The 15,688-nt window shown below is 59.4% G+C and carries 15 protein-coding genes; 10 read left to right on the forward strand and 5 right to left on the reverse strand.

What is annotated here, in order from left to right; genetic code table 11:
* The first annotated feature begins 102 nt into the window (after positions 1-102).
* Positions 103-648 (forward strand): DUF4174 domain-containing protein, encoded by a 546-nt coding sequence (locus FFH21_RS13270; protein ID WP_005733079.1) that lies wholly within the window; start codon positions 103-105, stop codon positions 646-648.
* Between the two features lie 53 nt (positions 649-701).
* On the opposite strand, the gene FFH21_RS13275 is transcribed toward FFH21_RS13270, so the two are convergent.
* Positions 702-1,142: a CBS domain-containing protein gene (locus tag FFH21_RS13275; RefSeq protein WP_011168615.1), complete on the reverse strand. Its 441-nt coding sequence runs from the start codon at positions 1,140-1,142 to the stop codon at positions 702-704.
* A gap of 222 nt (positions 1,143-1,364) precedes the next feature.
* On the opposite strand from FFH21_RS13275, the gene FFH21_RS13280 reads away from it, so the two are divergent.
* Positions 1,365-3,728, forward strand: a complete 2,364-nt coding sequence (locus FFH21_RS13280) for a DNA polymerase II (RefSeq protein ID WP_011168616.1) — start codon at positions 1,365-1,367, stop codon at positions 3,726-3,728.
* On the opposite strand, the gene FFH21_RS13285 is transcribed toward FFH21_RS13280, so the two are convergent.
* Entirely contained in the window at positions 3,725-4,570 is an 846-nt protein-coding gene (locus FFH21_RS13285) for an NAD-dependent protein deacetylase (protein ID WP_011168617.1), read from the reverse strand. The genes FFH21_RS13280 and FFH21_RS13285 overlap by 4 nt on opposite strands.
* Before the next feature lie 165 nt (positions 4,571-4,735).
* On the opposite strand from FFH21_RS13285, the gene FFH21_RS13290 reads away from it, so the two are divergent.
* Positions 4,736-5,578: a PhzF family phenazine biosynthesis protein gene (locus FFH21_RS13290; protein ID WP_004664979.1), complete on the forward strand. Its 843-nt coding sequence runs from the start codon at positions 4,736-4,738 to the stop codon at positions 5,576-5,578.
* Between the two features lie 70 nt (positions 5,579-5,648).
* Here the strand turns inward: FFH21_RS13290 and FFH21_RS13295 are convergent, their stop codons facing one another.
* Positions 5,649-6,488, reverse strand: a complete 840-nt coding sequence (locus FFH21_RS13295) for a TIGR03915 family putative DNA repair protein (RefSeq protein WP_011168618.1) — start codon at positions 6,486-6,488, stop codon at positions 5,649-5,651.
* Positions 6,485-7,705 carry a putative DNA modification/repair radical SAM protein gene (locus FFH21_RS13300; RefSeq protein WP_011168619.1) on the reverse strand — a complete coding sequence of 407 codons (1,221 nt, stop codon included), beginning with the start codon at positions 7,703-7,705 and terminating at the stop codon, positions 6,485-6,487. Before FFH21_RS13300 ends, FFH21_RS13295 begins: the two co-directional genes overlap by 4 nt.
* A 213-nt stretch (positions 7,706-7,918) precedes the next feature.
* Between FFH21_RS13300 and FFH21_RS30580 the strand changes: the two genes are divergently transcribed.
* Genes FFH21_RS30580 through FFH21_RS13315 form a run of 4 tightly spaced genes read left to right on the forward strand, consistent with a single transcriptional unit; the run spans position 7,919 to position 10,567 of the window.
* On the forward strand, positions 7,919-8,047 hold the full coding sequence (locus FFH21_RS30580; RefSeq protein ID WP_011168620.1) for a hypothetical protein: 129 nt from the start codon (positions 7,919-7,921) through the stop codon (positions 8,045-8,047).
* Positions 8,044-8,793 (forward strand): zinc ABC transporter ATP-binding protein AztA, encoded by a 750-nt coding sequence (gene aztA, locus FFH21_RS13305; protein WP_005733071.1) that lies wholly within the window; start codon positions 8,044-8,046, stop codon positions 8,791-8,793. The genes FFH21_RS30580 and aztA overlap by 4 nt, the downstream gene beginning before the upstream one ends.
* Entirely contained in the window at positions 8,790-9,659 is an 870-nt protein-coding gene (locus FFH21_RS13310) for a metal ABC transporter permease (protein ID WP_002553554.1), read from the forward strand. Before aztA ends, FFH21_RS13310 begins: the two co-directional genes overlap by 4 nt.
* 11 nt (positions 9,660-9,670) lie before the next feature.
* Positions 9,671-10,567 carry a metal ABC transporter substrate-binding protein gene (locus tag FFH21_RS13315; RefSeq protein WP_011168621.1) on the forward strand — a complete coding sequence of 299 codons (897 nt, stop codon included), beginning with the start codon at positions 9,671-9,673 and terminating at the stop codon, positions 10,565-10,567.
* 52 nt (positions 10,568-10,619) lie between these two features.
* Here FFH21_RS13315 and FFH21_RS13320 read toward each other — a convergent pair whose 3' ends face one another.
* Positions 10,620-11,768, reverse strand: a complete 1,149-nt coding sequence (locus FFH21_RS13320; RefSeq protein ID WP_011168622.1) for an aldose epimerase family protein — start codon at positions 11,766-11,768, stop codon at positions 10,620-10,622.
* A 248-nt stretch (positions 11,769-12,016) separates the two neighbouring features.
* Here FFH21_RS13320 and FFH21_RS13325 point away from each other — a divergent pair, with 248 nt between their 5' ends.
* From FFH21_RS13325 to araG, 3 genes are all read left to right on the forward strand, one after another.
* On the forward strand, positions 12,017-12,889 hold the full coding sequence (locus FFH21_RS13325) for an SMP-30/gluconolactonase/LRE family protein (RefSeq protein WP_004664985.1): 873 nt from the start codon (positions 12,017-12,019) through the stop codon (positions 12,887-12,889).
* A gap of 186 nt (positions 12,890-13,075) precedes the next feature.
* A complete protein-coding gene (locus tag FFH21_RS13330; RefSeq protein ID WP_004664986.1) occupies positions 13,076-14,089 on the forward strand; it encodes a substrate-binding domain-containing protein in 1,014 nt (337 codons plus the stop codon).
* A 55-nt stretch (positions 14,090-14,144) separates the two neighbouring features.
* Positions 14,145-15,668, forward strand: coding sequence for an L-arabinose ABC transporter ATP-binding protein AraG (gene araG, locus FFH21_RS13335; protein WP_005757844.1), 1,524 nt, complete (start codon positions 14,145-14,147; stop codon positions 15,666-15,668).
* Positions 15,669-15,688: the final 20 nt, after the last annotated feature.

Raw genomic sequence — 15,688 nt, forward strand, 5'->3', positions numbered from 1 at the left:
CTACATCGGGCTGTACCGGGATGACCCATATGCGGTAGAACAGTCCAGCATCGCGTATGTCTGCGCGCGATGGCTACCCAATGGATTTGAAAGGAGCCCACCATGTTAATCCGGTCCCTGACCCTCGCCACCCTGCTTGTCGCTGCCGGTACAGCACTTGCCGCTGACAGCGATGGCCCTTTGGCCCAGGAGCGCGGCAAGTCGCGCCCGCTGATCATCATCGCACCCAGCCCGGCTGATCCGGCGCTGAGCCACCTCAAGGACGCGCTGAAGGAGTCTGCAAATCATAAAGACTTCACAGAGCGCAATATGGTGCTGTTCACGGTGGTGAACACTATCGGCGAGCGTGACGGCAAGAGCATGGACCCCCAGTCGACCATGGCCTTGATTCGTGAATTGAAGCTGGGCGCGGGTGTCGGTACCAAGGTCATTCTGGTGGGCAAGGACGGCGAGAAAAAGATCGACAAGACTATCGGCAAGTCAGAATCGGTAGACCTTAAGGAGATCTTCGCCACCATCGACCAGATGCCAATGCGCGAGAAAGAGGCATCCGCGCCGCCACCAGAACCAGAGGCCAAGCCTGCACCGGCCGAAAAACCGGCCAAGCCAGTCAAGGGCGGGGCACCTGGCAAGACGCTGGATGACTGAGTGACCGGCGCAGCGTGCGGTAATCGCGCGTTGCGCCTGGCGTGCCGTTCGGCTCACTCGCCGCGAATGTACTGCTCAAGCTGCTGAATGAGACTGGCCTGTTCGGCAATGGCTTCCTTCACCAGGTCGCCGATCGACAGCAGGCCCAGCAGCCGGCCGTCTTCCACGACCGGCAGATGGCGCAGATGGCTGTCGGTCATGATCCCCATGCACGCTTCGACGCTCTGTTGCGAGTCGACGGTAATGACTTTGTTGCTCATGATTTCTCTGACCGGCGTGCCCACCGAGGAGCGCCCCTTGAGGATCACCTTGCGTGCATAGTCGCGCTCACTGACGACGCCGACCACCACGTTGCCCTCGACCACCGGCAGCGCACCGATATTCTTTTCCGCCATCAGCCTGAGCGCATCGAGCACCATCTGGTCCGGGCCGATGGTATGCACTTGCTGGTTTTGCAGGTCTTTCAATTTCAGTAGTTGGGCGACGGTTTTCATGGTGCTCTCCGTGATCGGGACCTGTAAGACTGTAGTGCATTTTCAGGCGCACTACAGAATCGTGCAGCGCGCAGAATCGAGCAACAAATAAATAGGGATAAAGGGCATAGACGCAATTAATTGACAGCGCCTGAAAATGGCCTGAATTCGACTGCCGACCGCGCGCTTGATCTCACAGCCAAGTAGAATCAACGGTTTCGCCATGCGGTCGAGGTAGCAGCGTTGGATTTACAGCAGGGCTTCATCCTGAGTCGGCACTGGCAAGATACGCCCGCCGGGACCGAGGTCGACTTCTGGTTGGCCACCGATCAGGGGCCTCGCCATATTCGCCTGCCTTGCCAGCCCTCTGTCGCCTTTATTCCCGCCGAGCAGGGCGAGCGTGCGCGGTCGCTGTTGCGTACCGAGCGCGGGGTGGAATTGCGTCCGCTGGAACTTTGCGATTTTCGTCATCGACCTGTGCTCGGTGTGTATTGCCAGCAGCACCGCCAGTTGATGAACATCGAAAAAATGCTGCGTAGAGGCAATGTCGATGTTTACGAGGCAGACATTCGCCCGCCCGAGCGCTATCTGATGGAGCGCTTCATCACCGCGCCAGTGCAATTCAGCGGTACGCCGGATGCCGAGGGCGTGCTTTGCGACGCGCAAATCAGGCCGGCACCCGATTACCGTCCCAGCCTGAAGCTGGCGTCGCTCGATATCGAAACCACGGCGCGTGGCGAGCTGTATTCGATCGCGCTGGAGGGCTGTGGTCAGCGCCAGGTGTACATGCTGGGGCCACCCAATGGCGGCGCCGAGGAGCTGGATTTTCAGCTCGATTATTGCGATACCCGCGCGCAGTTGCTGGAGTGCCTGAATGGCTGGCTGGCGTTGCACGATCCTGACGCAATCATCGGCTGGAACGTCGTGCAGTTCGACCTGCGGGTTCTGCATGAACATGCCCAGCGCCTGCAAGTGCCATTGCGGCTCGGGCGTGGCGGTGAAGCAATGGGCTGGCGGGAGCATGGCAGCCGTAACAATCATTTTTTTGCCGAGGTCAGCGGGCGGCTGATCATCGACGGGATCGAGGCCTTGCGTTCCGCGACCTGGAGCTTTCCGTCGTTCAGTCTCGAGAATGTCGCGCAGACCCTGCTGGGCGAGGGCAAGGCCATTGATACGCCTTACCAGCGCATGGACGAAATCAACCGCATGTTCGCCGAGGACAAGCCTGCGCTGGCGCGTTACAACATCAAGGATTGCGAGCTGGTGACGCGCATCTTCGCCAAGACCCAGTTGCTGACCTTTCTGCTCGAACGCGCCACCGTAACGGGCCTGCCCGCTGACCGCAGCGGCGGTTCGGTGGCCGCGTTCTGCCATCTGTACATTCCGCTGATGCACCGCCAGGGCTTCGTCGCGCCCAATCTGGGCGAACGCATGCCGGAGGCAAGCCCCGGTGGTTTTGTGATGGATTCCCAGCCGGGGCTCTATGAGTCGGTGCTGGTGCTGGACTACAAGAGCCTGTATCCGTCGATCATTCGCACCTTTCTCATCGACCCGGTGGGGTTGATCGAAGGGATGCGTCACCCCGAGGACAGCGCGTCGGTGCCAGGCTTTCGCGGCGCGCGGTTTTCCCGCACCCGCCATAGCCTGCCAGAGATCGTGGAACGAGTGTGGCAAGGTCGGGAGACCGCCAAGCGCGAGCACAATGCGCCGTTGTCCCAAGCCCTGAAAATCATCATGAATGCCTTCTACGGCGTGCTGGGGTCGAGTGGCTGCCGGTTCTTCGATCCGCGGCTGGCCTCATCGATCACCTTGCGCGGGCATGAAATCATGCTCAAGACCCGCGACCTCATCCAGGCACAGGGCTATACCGTAATCTACGGCGATACCGACTCGACGTTTGTCTGGCTGGGCCGTCCTCACGGGCAGGAAGAAGCGGCAAGCATCGGCAAGACGCTGGTGCAACAGGTCAACCAGTGGTGGCGCGAGCACCTGCACAATGAATATGGCTTGCACAGCGCGCTGGAGCTGCAATACGAAACGCATTTTCGCCGCTTCCTGATGCCAACCGTACGCGGCGCGGAGGAGGGCAGCAAGAAACGCTACGCCGGACTGGTCACTCGCGCCGATGGTTCCGAGGAGATGGTCTACAAGGGCCTGGAAACCGTGCGCACCGACTGGTCGCCGCTGGCTCAGCAGTTTCAACAGGAGCTATACCTGCGCATCTTCAAGCGCCAGCCGTATCAGAATTATGTGCGTGACTACGTGCAGCGCACCTTGTCAGGCGAACTGGATGACCTGTTGATCTACCGCAAGCGCCTGCGCCGCAAGCTCGATGATTATCAGCGCAACGTGCCGCCACACGTGCGCGCCGCGCGGCTCGCCGATGAATACAACGATCAGCAGGGGCGTCCGCGTCAATATCAGAGCGGCGGCTGGATCAGCTATGTGATGACCACTGCCGGGCCGGAACCACTGGAGATTCGTCACGCGCCGATTGACTACGACCATTACGTGACTCGCCAGTTACAACCACTGGCGGATGCGATCCTGCCGTTTGTCGACGATGATTTCAGCACGCTGATCGGCGGGCAATTAGGGTTGTTCTAACGCGCGCTAAGCTGCTCGGCGATCCACGGCAGTACCTGCTCGCATGATGCTTCGATCTTCATTTCAAGCAATTCGTCCGCGCGGGTCTTGCCGTGGTTGATGGCGATGACCGGTTTGCCCTGTTCGACCATTGCCTTGCACAGGCGGAACGCCGACCAGGCCATCAATGACGTGCCAACCACCAGCAAGCCTCCCGCCTGTTCGACGCTCGACGTTGCCTTGGCAGCGGTCTGCGGCGCGACGTTCTCACCAAAGAACACAACGTCCGGCTTGAGTCTGTCGCCCTCGCAATGCGGGCAACGGGGCACCTTGAAACCAGCCTCGAAAGCCGGGGCCAGCAGGGTGTCGCCATCGGGTGCCTGCATGGCATCAACGCCTAGCAGATAGGGGTTTTGCTCCAGCATCTGCTCTTGAATATCCGCCCGCTCGCTGCGTTGCTGACAATCCAGGCACAGTACACGGTGCAGGCTGCCGTGCAGCTCGATGACGTCCTGGCTTCCGGCCTGACTGTGCAGTGCATCAACGTTCTGGGTGATCAGTCCGCTGATGGCATTTTCAACCTGCAATGCAGCCAGTGCCCGATGCGCGGCATTGGCCTGCGCCGCGCGAATACGCGGCCAGCCCAGCATCGCCCGCGCCCAGTAACGTTGGCGCGCAGCGGGGTTGCCGACAAACTCTTGATACATCATCGGCTGTTTGCCACGCCGCACGCCGTCCTTGTCGCGGTAGTCCGGAATGCCGGACGCGGTGCTGATACCTGCGCCGGTGACGACCAGAAAGGACTTGCCGGTCATTGTCTCGCAAAGTGTTTCGAGCTGACTGTAGGTTGTAGTGTCCAGCATCTTCAAACCTCGAATGACTCATGTTGTCCGGACCTGTGTCTGCCAGATTAGCAGGCGAGTGCGAGCTGTGAGCGGCCAAGGCGAGCGTTGGTTCAATAGACCGTTGTCTACCCGGTGGCGTGCGTGGCAACCTTGGTTCTTTAACACCTTGCCAAGGAAGCTCAGATGCGCTCGTTTCATTTCAAACAACTGGATGTGTTCAGCGATCAGCCTTTGCTCGGTAATCCGCTGGCGGTGGTGCTGGGCGCGGACGGGCTGAGTGATGAACAGATGGCCGCCTTTGCACGCTGGACCAACCTGAGTGAAACCACGTTTCTGCTCAAACCGACAGACCCGCGTGCCGACTATCGTGTGCGTATCTTCACTACACTTGAAGAGCTGCCTTTCGCTGGGCATCCCACCTTGGGCAGCTGTCACGCCTGGCTCGAAAGCGGTGGCGCGGCGCAGGGTGAGGAAATTATCCAGGAGTGCGGGATCGGTCTGGTGCGCATTCGTCGCGAGGGCAGCGGGCTGGCATTCACTGCGCCGCCTTTGTTGCGTTCGGGCACTGTAGACCCTGAATTGATCGAGCAGATCCGCCTCGGTATGAACCTGGGGGCGGGTGAGATTCTGGATGCGCGCTGGGTGGATAACGGCCCGGGTTGGGTCGCCATCAGGCTGGCAGATCGCGCCAGTGTTCTGAGCTTGCAGCCGGATTACACACTATTGAGCGGCCTGATACTCGGCGTCGTTGCGCCATGGGACCCGGCAGTCGATGGGGATGAGGCGCAATTTGAAGTGCGTGCCTTTATCCCGGGCGACGGTATGGCGGAAGACCCGGTGACCGGCAGCCTCAATGCCGGAATCGCTCGCTGGTTTCTGGAAGAGGGGCTGGCACCGGACAATTACATCGTCAGCCAAGGCACTGCGCTCGGCCGCAAGGGGCGAGTTTCCATTCAGCGTGTAGGTGAGGATATCTGGGTGGGCGGCTCGACGGTTACCTGCATTGAAGGGCGCGTTTCGCTTTAGGCGCTTGTCGTCATAGACAACACCTGAAGAGCACAGAGTGCCGGGTAACAAGAGCCCGCGAGTGAAAGACTCAATCCCTGTGCGCAATCTTCTTGCCACGTCTGGCGGCGATATCGCTGGCCTGGCCGTCGCGTTGTTTGCCAGTCCGGGCCTGGGTGATGAGCTCTGGAATCAAAGGGCCTTCGGGCAGATTCTTCCAGAAGCGCGAAGGGAAGTGGCCCTCCATGACTTTGGGGTTCAGGCGTGCAGGGTTGAAGATGTGGCTGTAATACGTGAGCCACAACTCGCCATGCGGGTCTTCGACCTGCCGGGCCATGGTCTGCCAGGCTTCAGGGCAGCGGCGTTCGTGGATCAGCTGTTTGCCGTCGTAATACACGCCGTCCTGAGGGGTAGCGATCATCCAGCGGTGCTGGCCCATGCGGCCGATGAAATGCTCACTGGCACTGAGCAGAATATCGTGCGCCGGCTCATGCCACGCCACGTACTGCGGGCGCATGATGGCCGCGTCATCAGCGACAGGCGGCAAGGCGACAAAACGTAGAAACGCGTGCAGATGATGCGCCTCACGTCTGACCGACTTGAGACGACGGTGCAGCTCGCTGCCGAGTTTGTCGCCGGCCATCATGGCCGTGCGATCACCGTGGGTGACGCGCCACAGCACTTCGTACAACAGGCTCCAGCGCTGATCGCCCCGGTAGCGCGAGGCGCTTTCCAGCAGTTGCACCAATTCCAGCGGAACCCGGGCCTGAAAGGGGCCCTGTTCCTGCGGGTATTCTTCTTCGCTGCCAAACAGGTCGGCGGCGTCCGGTGACTTCCAGCTGACCTGGCTGGGGTCGATTTCATGGCTCAGCAGCCAGCGCGCTTGTAGCCGCCAAGTGCCGAACAGGTCGTCGCAGTCCAGACAGATCATCCCCACAGCCCCATTTGCTGAGGCTGCGGTCGGTCACGCAACTGGTGATGCAGAAATTCGCTGGTGGTTTCCGCATGCGGCGGGTGGTAGTCGCTGGTAATGATAAACGGCTTGGCCTTGGCCAGTATGCAGCGCATGCGGGTGAGGTCTTCGTAGCGGATACGCCGCTGCCTGCGCAGCTCGACCAGCCGCTGGGTGGTACGAATGCCGATGCCTGGCACCCGGGCAATCAGCGCCGCGTCGGCCTTGTTCAGGTCCAGCGGAAACACCTGCCGGTTGCCCAGCGCCCAGGCCAGCTTGGGGTCAATGTCCAGCGCCAGGTCACCGGGGCCGCTGAGCAATTCACCTGCAGTAAAACCGTAGCCGCGCAAAAGGAAGTCGGCCTGATACAGCCGGTGCTCGCGCATCAGCGGCGGTGCAGCCAGTGGCACACTGTTGGGGCTGTTGGGGATCGGACTGAACGCTGAATAGTAGACCCGGCGCAGTTTGAAGTTGCTGTACAGCGATTGCGCGCTGTGCAGGATGGTGCTGTCGTCGGTAGCGTCGGCACCGACGATCATTTGCGTGCTTTGCCCGGCCGGGGCAAAGCGCGGCGAGCGCGGCTCGTTGCGCACGGTTTGCTCGCCGGTGTAAATGGTTTGCATGGCCTGTTTGATCGACGCGACGTCTTTTTCCGGTGCAAGGGTTTGCAGGCTCAGGTCGGTCGGCAGCTCGATATTGACGCTGAGGCGGTCGGCATAGCAACCGGCTTTTTCGATCAGCGCCGGATCGGCGTCGGGGATGGTCTTGAGGTGGATATAACCGCGAAACTCGTGCACCTCGCGCAACAACCGGGCGACCTCGACCAGTTGCTCCATGGTGTAGTCCGCAGAGCGAATGATCCCGGAACTCAAAAACAGCCCGCTGACGCAATTGCGACGATAGAAGTCCAGCGTCAGGGTGACCACTTCTTCGGGCGTGAAGCGCGCACGGGGCACGTCGCTGGAGCGGCGGTTGACGCAGTACTGGCAGTCGTAAAAGCAGAAATTGGTCAACAGGATTTTCAGCAGCGACACGCAACGGCCATCCGGCGTATAGCTATGGCAGATGCCCATGCCGTTGGTGGAACCCAGACCGGATTTGTCCTGCGAGCTGCGCTTGGGTGCTCCACTGCTGGCGCACGACGCATCGTACTTGGCGGCGTCCGCCAGAATGCTGAGCTTGTCGATAAGCTGCATGAAGTACCCCTATACTGTTTGCATGCACAGTATAGGGTCGGGTGCAGCTCGACAAGTACCGTACAGCGGGCCTGTACGTATCGCTATGGGTTAACGATTTTCAGCGAGAGTGAAGTCTTGTCCGGACGGGCGCACTCAAGGATGAATGTTATTTAATAACATTTGCGCGATCGGTATGTAATACTGTAACAAATAGTTGCAGGTTACTTTCGCGTGAAAACTCGTTTTGCCTCGATAGCAGGCTCCGTGCTGGCCCAATCGGCCTGGAAGCGGGTCCTGTTTTCTCTTGCGGTGCTGATATTGCTCTGGCTGGCCATCGGCTGGTCGGTGGCCATTCCATGAGTGCAGCCATTGCTCTGGAAAACCTTACTGTGGCCTATGAGCGCCGCCCGGCGGTGCACCACATCAGCGGGCGGTTCGAGGCGGGCAGCCTGACGGCCATCGTCGGGCCGAACGGGGCGGGTAAATCGACCTTGATCAAGGCCATCGCCGGCACCATGAAGCCTGCGCAGGGGCGCGTCGACCGTGGCCGCCTGGCGACCCGCACGATCGGCTACCTGCCCCAGGCCGCAGAAATCGATCGCAGTTTTCCGCTGAGCGTCGCCGATACCGTTTCGATGGGCGCCTGGCACAGCATCGGGCCGTTTCGCAGCCTGACACGCAATCATGCGCGATTGACCGGGGAAGCGCTGAGCACGGTCGGCCTGGAGGGTTTTGAAGGGCGCAGCGTCGGTTCGTTGTCGTCCGGCCAGTTCCAGCGGGTGCTGTTTGCCCGATTGCTGCTGCAGGATGCTTCTGTGATTCTGCTCGACGAGCCATTTACCGCCATCGACGCACGCACCACCCGTGATCTGCTGGAGCTGGTGCGCGCCTGGCATGGGCAGGGGCGCACAGTGATCGCGGTCCTGCACGATATCGAACAGGTTCGTCAGCACTTTCCGCAAACCCTGCTGATGGCCCGTGAAGCCATTGCCTGGGGCGAAACCTCGCAAGTGCTCAGCGCCGCCAACCTGCGCAAGGCGCGCAACATGGCCGAGTACTGGAGCCCGGACGCCTTGCTGTGTGATAGCGAGGACGAGCGCTCATGATGCTCTATAGCCTGGTCGTCGAGCCTTTTATCGAATTCGGTTTTATGCGCCGCGCGCTGGTGGCGTGCCTGGCACTGGGGATTGGTTCCGGGCCGGTGGGCGTGCTGTTGATGCTGCGCCGTATGAGTCTGGTGGGCGATGCCATGAGCCATGCGGTGCTTCCCGGCGCGGCGGTGGGCTTCATGGTCGCCGGTCTGTCGTTGCCCGCGATGGGCTTCGGCGGGCTGATCGCCGGGCTGGCAGTGGCTTTGCTGTCAGGGCTGGTGAGCCGGCTGACTTCGCTGCGTGAAGACGCCAGTTTTGCCAGCTTTTACCTGACCTCTCTGGCGGCCGGGGTGCTGATCGTTTCGCTGCATGGCTCCAGTGTCGACCTGCTGCATGTGCTGTTCGGCACCATTCTGGCCATTGATGACACGGCTATCTATATGGTCGGCAGCATTGCTTCCTTCACGCTGATTCTGTTGGCAGTGATCTATCGCCCATTGGTGCTGGAATGCTTCGATCCGGGCTTTCTGCGTGCGGTCGGCGGACGCGGCTCGCTGTACCACGTGTTGTTCCTGCTGCTGGTGGTGTTGAACCTGGTCGCAGGTTTTCAGGCGCTGGGCACCTTGATGGCCGTGGGCATGATGATGCTGCCGGCAACCGCGGCACGTTTCTGGACCAACTCGCTGAGTGGCCTGATGGTGATTTCGACACTGCTGGCGACCTTGTCAGGCCTGATCGGCCTGATCGTTTCCTACCACCTTGGCGTCGCCTCGGGCCCGGCCATCGTGCTTACCGCCAGTGCGTTCTACGGCCTTTCCCTGTTGTTCGGGCGCACGGGAATCGTGCGCCGACTGTTTCCCAAACCTCACCTGGCTAACTGAAAAGGTACGTCATGAAACGATTGATGGTGTTGAGTTCCATAGCTGCACTGGCGCTGTCTGCGTTCGCCAGCCTGGCCCAGGCCAAACCGCTGGAAGCCGTTGCGTCGTTCACGGTCATCGCGGACATGGTCAGTACGGTCGGCGGCGACCGTGTTCACGTAAAGTCCCTGATCGGCCCGAACGGCGACCCGCATGTCTACGAGCCAACGCCAAGTGATGCTCAGGCATTGAAAAATGCCGACCTGGCGTTTGTCAGTGGCCTGCATCTGGAAGGCTGGATGGATCGTCTCATCAAAGCGTCGGGCTACAAGGGCAAGCCGGTAGTGCTCTCTGAAGGGATCAAGACCCGCAGCATGGACGAAGATGGCAAGCGTATTGTCGACCCGCACGCCTGGAATAGCGCCGCCAACGGGGTGATTTATGTGCGTAACATTATCGCCGCACTAAAGAAAGCCGACCCGGAAGGAGCAAGCGAGTATCAAGCCAATGGCGATCGCTACATCGTCGAGCTGCAACAACTGGACATTTACGCCCGCGATCAGATTCATTCTATTCCGGCCGCCAAGCGCAAGATCCTCACTTCTCATGATGCGTTCGGCTACTTTGGCGATGCCTATGGCGTGACTTTCCTGTCACCGTTGGGCTTGTCTACCGAATCGGAAGCGTCGGCAGCTGATGTCTCGAAACTGATTCGTCAGATCAAGGCCGAGCATGTCAGTGCCTACTTCTTCGAAAACTCCAGCGACCCGCGTCTGGTCAAGCAGATTGCCGAAGCCAGTGGTGCCCAGCCAGGCGGTGAGCTGTACGTCGAAGCCTTGTCGCCAGCCGACGGCCCTGCGTCAACCTACGCGAAGATGTTCCGTTACAACGTCGATACCCTGACTGCGGCAATGAAGCGCAATCAGTAACCTTGAGAGTCGCCAGCCCCTGGGTTTCAGGGGCTGTGCGACTTCAACGTCCCTAGTTATTGAGAAACTTGAACACGGTGGTCTGGGTGTAGGCTTTGCCTGGGTCCAGTCGTGTGCTGGGAAATTTCGGCTGATTGGGCGCATCAGGACAGTGCTGGGTCTCCAGGGTAAAGGCGCCCCAGTGCGGGTAGACCTTGCCCGCCTTGCCATGAATGCTGCCATCCAGGAAGTTGCCGGTATACAGCTGTACGCCTGGCTCTGTGGTGAACAGCTGCAGCCTGCGGCCTGATTGCGGGTCGCTGACCTCGGCGGCCAGTTTCTTCACATCACCCTTAGTGTCGAGTACCCAGTTGAAATCAAAACCGCCTTGTTTGGGTTCGGCATATTTCAACTGCTGGTGATCATCCTTTATGTGCTTGCCGAACGCGGTGGGCTTGAGGAAGTCCATCGGCGTGCCCGCGACGGCAGGCAGTTCGCCGGTCGGGATCAGCTTGTCGTTGACCGGTGTGTAGTGCGAAGCGTGCAGGGTGGCGACCTGTTTGAGTACATCACCGCTGCCTGCACCCGCCAGGTTGAAATAGCTATGGTTGGTCAGGTTCAGCACTGTCGGCTTGTCAGTGGTGGCGCGGTAGTCAATCTTCAGCTCGTTTTTCTCATTCAGGCTGTAAGTGACTTCAGTTTTCAATGTGCCCGGAAAGCCCATCTCGCCATCCGGCGACACGTAGGTCAGCTTCACGCCGACCGAATCACCGGTCTTGGTTTCTTCTGCCTTCCAGAGTCGTTTGTCAAAACCCTGAGTGCCGCCGTGCAGGGCATTGGTCTTGTCGTTGAGTGGGACCTGGTAGGTCTTGCCATCCAGGCTGAACTTGCCGCCTGCCAGGCGGTTGCCGAATCGGCCGATGGTCGCGCCGAAATAAACCGTGCCGTTGTTCTGGTAGCCCTGAACATCGTCGAAGCCCAGGACGATGTCCTCGACCTTTCCGGCCTTGTCAGGCACCAGCAGCGATTGCAGCGTCGCGCCGTAGGTGATGATGCTGGCCTGCACGCCGTGACTGTTGCGCAGGGTGAATTTCTCGACGGCAGTGCCGTCGGGCAGTTGGCCGAAAGTGCTGTGCTCGCTGGAGAGTGCCGCGGCCTGTGCAGTCAAGGTGCTGATCATCAAGGACAGTCCAAGGGTGCTGAGGAGAGCATGTGTTTTCATCTGATCTGCCTGCTTTTATTGTTATTGGTAAGACTATTTGATCGGATTAAAGCCGATGCATGGATTTATAGCCTATAAAATGCCACTTGAAAAATAAATTGTAATACTATTTAGTAGTGCCAGCTTCACTGAAACCGGTCGATCCGCTGGATGCCTGCGAAACAGGTCGACTGGGCACGCAGGTTGGACAAGACTGCGACGCAAACATCCAAAAAGTGCCTTTACAACAATAACAAAGGACATTTTTCATGAACTGGCTGCCCGTTTCCGAGCACCGTTTCAAGCTGGCCGAGGGCTCCTTCTGGGACGCCGCAGAGCAGGCCTTGTACTGGGTCGACATTGCCGGTTTTCTGGCTTGTCGGCTGGTTGCCGGGGAGTATCGCCAATGGCGCATGCCCGAGCCGGTCTCTGCGTTTATACCGACCGGGCAGGGCGACGCACTGGTGACTCTGGCCAGCGGTGTGTATCGTCTGGACCTCAAATCCGAAAAAACCTCACTGGCGTTGTTCTGCGTGGCAGATTCGACCCCTGGCAATCGCGCCAATGAGGCCCGTTGTGACGCCCGTGGCCGCCTGTGGCTGGGCAGCATGCAAAACAATATCGATGCCGAAGGCAAAGACGTACCTTTGGTCCGTCGTTCGGGCGGGCTGTTCCGGGTTGAACCCGACGCCCGCGTGACGCGTTTGCTGGACGGGCAGGGCATCGTCAATACCCTGCTGTGGAATATCGACGGCAGCGTGCTGTACAGCGCCGATACCCTGGACGAAGTGATCTACCAATACCCTGTGCAGGAAGATGGCTCGCTGGGACCACGTCAGGTATGGGCGGCCGAGCAGGGCCAGGGTTCGCCCGACGGCTCGGCAATGGATGCCGAAGGTTATGTATGGAACGCGCGCTGGGGAGGCAGCTGCCTGATCCGCTTTGCCCCCGACGGCAGTGTCGACCGGGTCATCGAGCTGCCCGTCAGCCATCCCACCAGTTGTGTGTTCGGTGGTCCTGACCTGGAGACACTGTATGTCACCAGTGCAGCGCCTGCCGATGCTCATGGACGTTTCGATGGCGCGGTGCTGATGGCGCATGTTGGCGTCAAAGGAACGCTGTGTCAGCGCTTCAGCGGTTGAAAAAAATGCCGCGCCGTCGCCTTTTCTGCGGCGGCGTCGCGATGGGAAATACAGGAGTGACATTCGGTTACATAGCGGTCATTCATTATATGGTATGACTATTTAATCGGTTCTCGGACGCCTCCGCGTTTGCAACCGCCACCTCGCTGAACGCTGTAGCTATTCAATAAAAATAAGGAGTTAGCTATGTTGAGTCGTCACGGGATTCGTTCCCTGTGCTGTGCCGCCGTCACCACCGCCATTCTGGGCATGAGTGGCATCACCTCCGCTGCTGATGAAGTCAAAATCGGCTTTCTGGTCAAACAGGCTGAAGAGCCATGGTTCCAGACTGAATGGGCGTTTGCTGAAAAGGCAGGCAAGGAGCATGGTTTTACCGTGCTCAAGATTGCCGTGCCAGATGGTGAAAAGACCCTTTCCGCTATCGACAGCCTGGCCGCCAACGGTGCCAAGGGCTTTGTGATCTGCCCGCCTGATGTCTCTCTGGGCCCTGCAATCGTGGCCAAGGCCAAGGCGCTCGGTTTGAAAGTCATGGCCGTGGACGATCGTTTTGTCGACGCCAACGGCAAATTCATGGAGGACGTGCCATATCTGGGCATGGCAGCCTTTGAAGTGGGCCAGAAGCAAGGTGCCGCGATGGCCACCGAAGCGAAGAACCGCAAGTGGGATGAGGGCGGGTGGAAAGGCACCTACGCGATCATCAACACTTACAACGAGCTCGACACCGGTAAGAAACGTACTGATGGTTCGGTGAAGGCGCTAGAAGAGGCCGGTTTGCCGAAAGATCACATCCTGTTCACCGCGCAGAAAACTCTTGATGTACCAGGCAGCATGGACGCCACCAACTCGGCGCTGCCAAAACTGCCTGGCGATGCGAAAAACCTGATCATCGGCGGCATGAACGACAACACTGTTCTGGGGGGCGTACGCGCGACGGCGAGCAATGGTTTCAGCGCGAAAAACGTTATCGGGATCGGCATCAACGGCACCGATGCCATTGATGAGCTGAAGAAAAAAGAGAGTGGCTTCTTTGGCTCCATGCTGCCAAGCCCGGACAAGGAAGGCTACAACACCGCGCTGTATATGTATAAATGGGTCACCGAGGGCGTTGAACCGCCTAAATATACCGCTATGGACGATGTGACACTGATCACCCGCGCCAACTTCCAGGAAGTATTGACCAAGATCGGTTTGTGGAAGTGAGTTGACTGAGGGGCCTGATTTTCAGGCCCCTCACACGTGCGAGGAGGTTGGTTTCATGCAACAGGCTATCGAGCAAACATCCATAAACGGTGCCTTGCGCTTCAATGGCATCGGCAAGGTCTTCCCCGGCGTAAAGGCGCTTTCGGACATCAGCTTCGAAGCGCGCCCCGGCAGTGTTCACGCCTTGATGGGCGAGAACGGTGCCGGTAAATCCACGCTGCTGAAAATCCTCGGCGGCTCTTATCAGCCCAATAGCGGCACCTTGCAGATCGGTGAGCAGAGCTACCAGTTCAAATCCACCGCCGAGAGTATTGCGGCGGGTGTGGCGGTGATTCACCAGGAATTGCATCTGGTGCCGGAAATGACCGTCGCCGAGAACCTGCTGCTTGGGCACATGCCCAATCGTTTCGGTTTGATCAATCGTGGCGCGATGTACCGTCGGGCAGGTGAGCTGCTCAAAGGCCTGGCTGACGAAATCGACCCGCGCACTCGCCTGGGTGATCTTTCACTGGGCCAGCGGCAATTGGTGGAGATCGCCAAGGCCATGTCACGCAATGCGCACGTCATCGCCTTTGACGAACCCACCAGCAGCCTGTCGGCACGTGAAATTGACCGGTTGATGGCGATTATCGTGCGGCTGCGCGACGAGGGGCGGGTGATTCTCTACGTGTCTCATCGCATGGAAGAAATCTTCCGTGTCTGTGATGCCGTAACAGTGTTCAAGGACGGTCGTTTTGTAAAAACCTTTGAGCAGATGGCTGATCTGGATCATGACCGGCTGGTGACCTGCATGGTCGGCCGGGATATTCAGAACATCTACAATTATCGTCCGCGCCAGCATCAAGGGCCTAGCCTGCGAGTGACCGGGTTACTGGGGCCGGGGCTGCACGAACCCGTGAGTTTTGCCGTAGAGAAAGGTGAAGTGCTGGGTTTCTTCGGGCTGGTGGGCGCCGGGCGTACCGAGCTGTTCCGTCTGCTGTCGGGGTTGACGCGCAGCACGGCAGGCACGTTGCAGCTGGACGGCAAGCCATTGACGCTCAAGTCCCCACGCGATTCGATCGAAGCAGGCATTCTGCTCTGCCCGGAGGACCGCAAGAAGGAAGGTATCGTGCCGCTGTCCAGCGTCGCGGAGAACATCAACATCGGTGCACGGCCCCGGCATGTGAATCTCGGCTGCCTGATTCAGGGCCGCTGGGAGCGCGACAACGCACGCAGCCAGATCAAGTCGATGAACGTCAAGACACCATCGCCTGAGCAACAGATCATGTTCCTCTCCGGCGGCAATCAGCAGAAGGCGATTCTCGGTCGCTGGCTGTCGATGCCGATGAAGGTCCTGTTGCTGGACGAGCCCACCCGCGGGATTGACGTCGGTGCCAAGTCCGAGATCTACGAGATCATTCACAACCTGGCCGCCGACGGGATTGCGGTCATTGTGGTGTCCAGTGACCTGATGGAAGTCATGGGTATTTCCGACCGCATTCTGGTGATGAGCGAAGGCGCGATCACTGGTGAACTCAACCGCGATGAGGCTGATGAGTCGCGACTCCTGCAATTGGCTCTGCCTCGCACGCGTAGCTGATAACCGGTCCCCTGACCATG

Origin of the sequence: Pseudomonas sp. KBS0707, assembly GCF_005937945.2 — a bacterium.
GTDB classification, from domain to species: Bacteria; Pseudomonadota; Gammaproteobacteria; order Pseudomonadales; family Pseudomonadaceae; genus Aquipseudomonas; species Aquipseudomonas amygdali.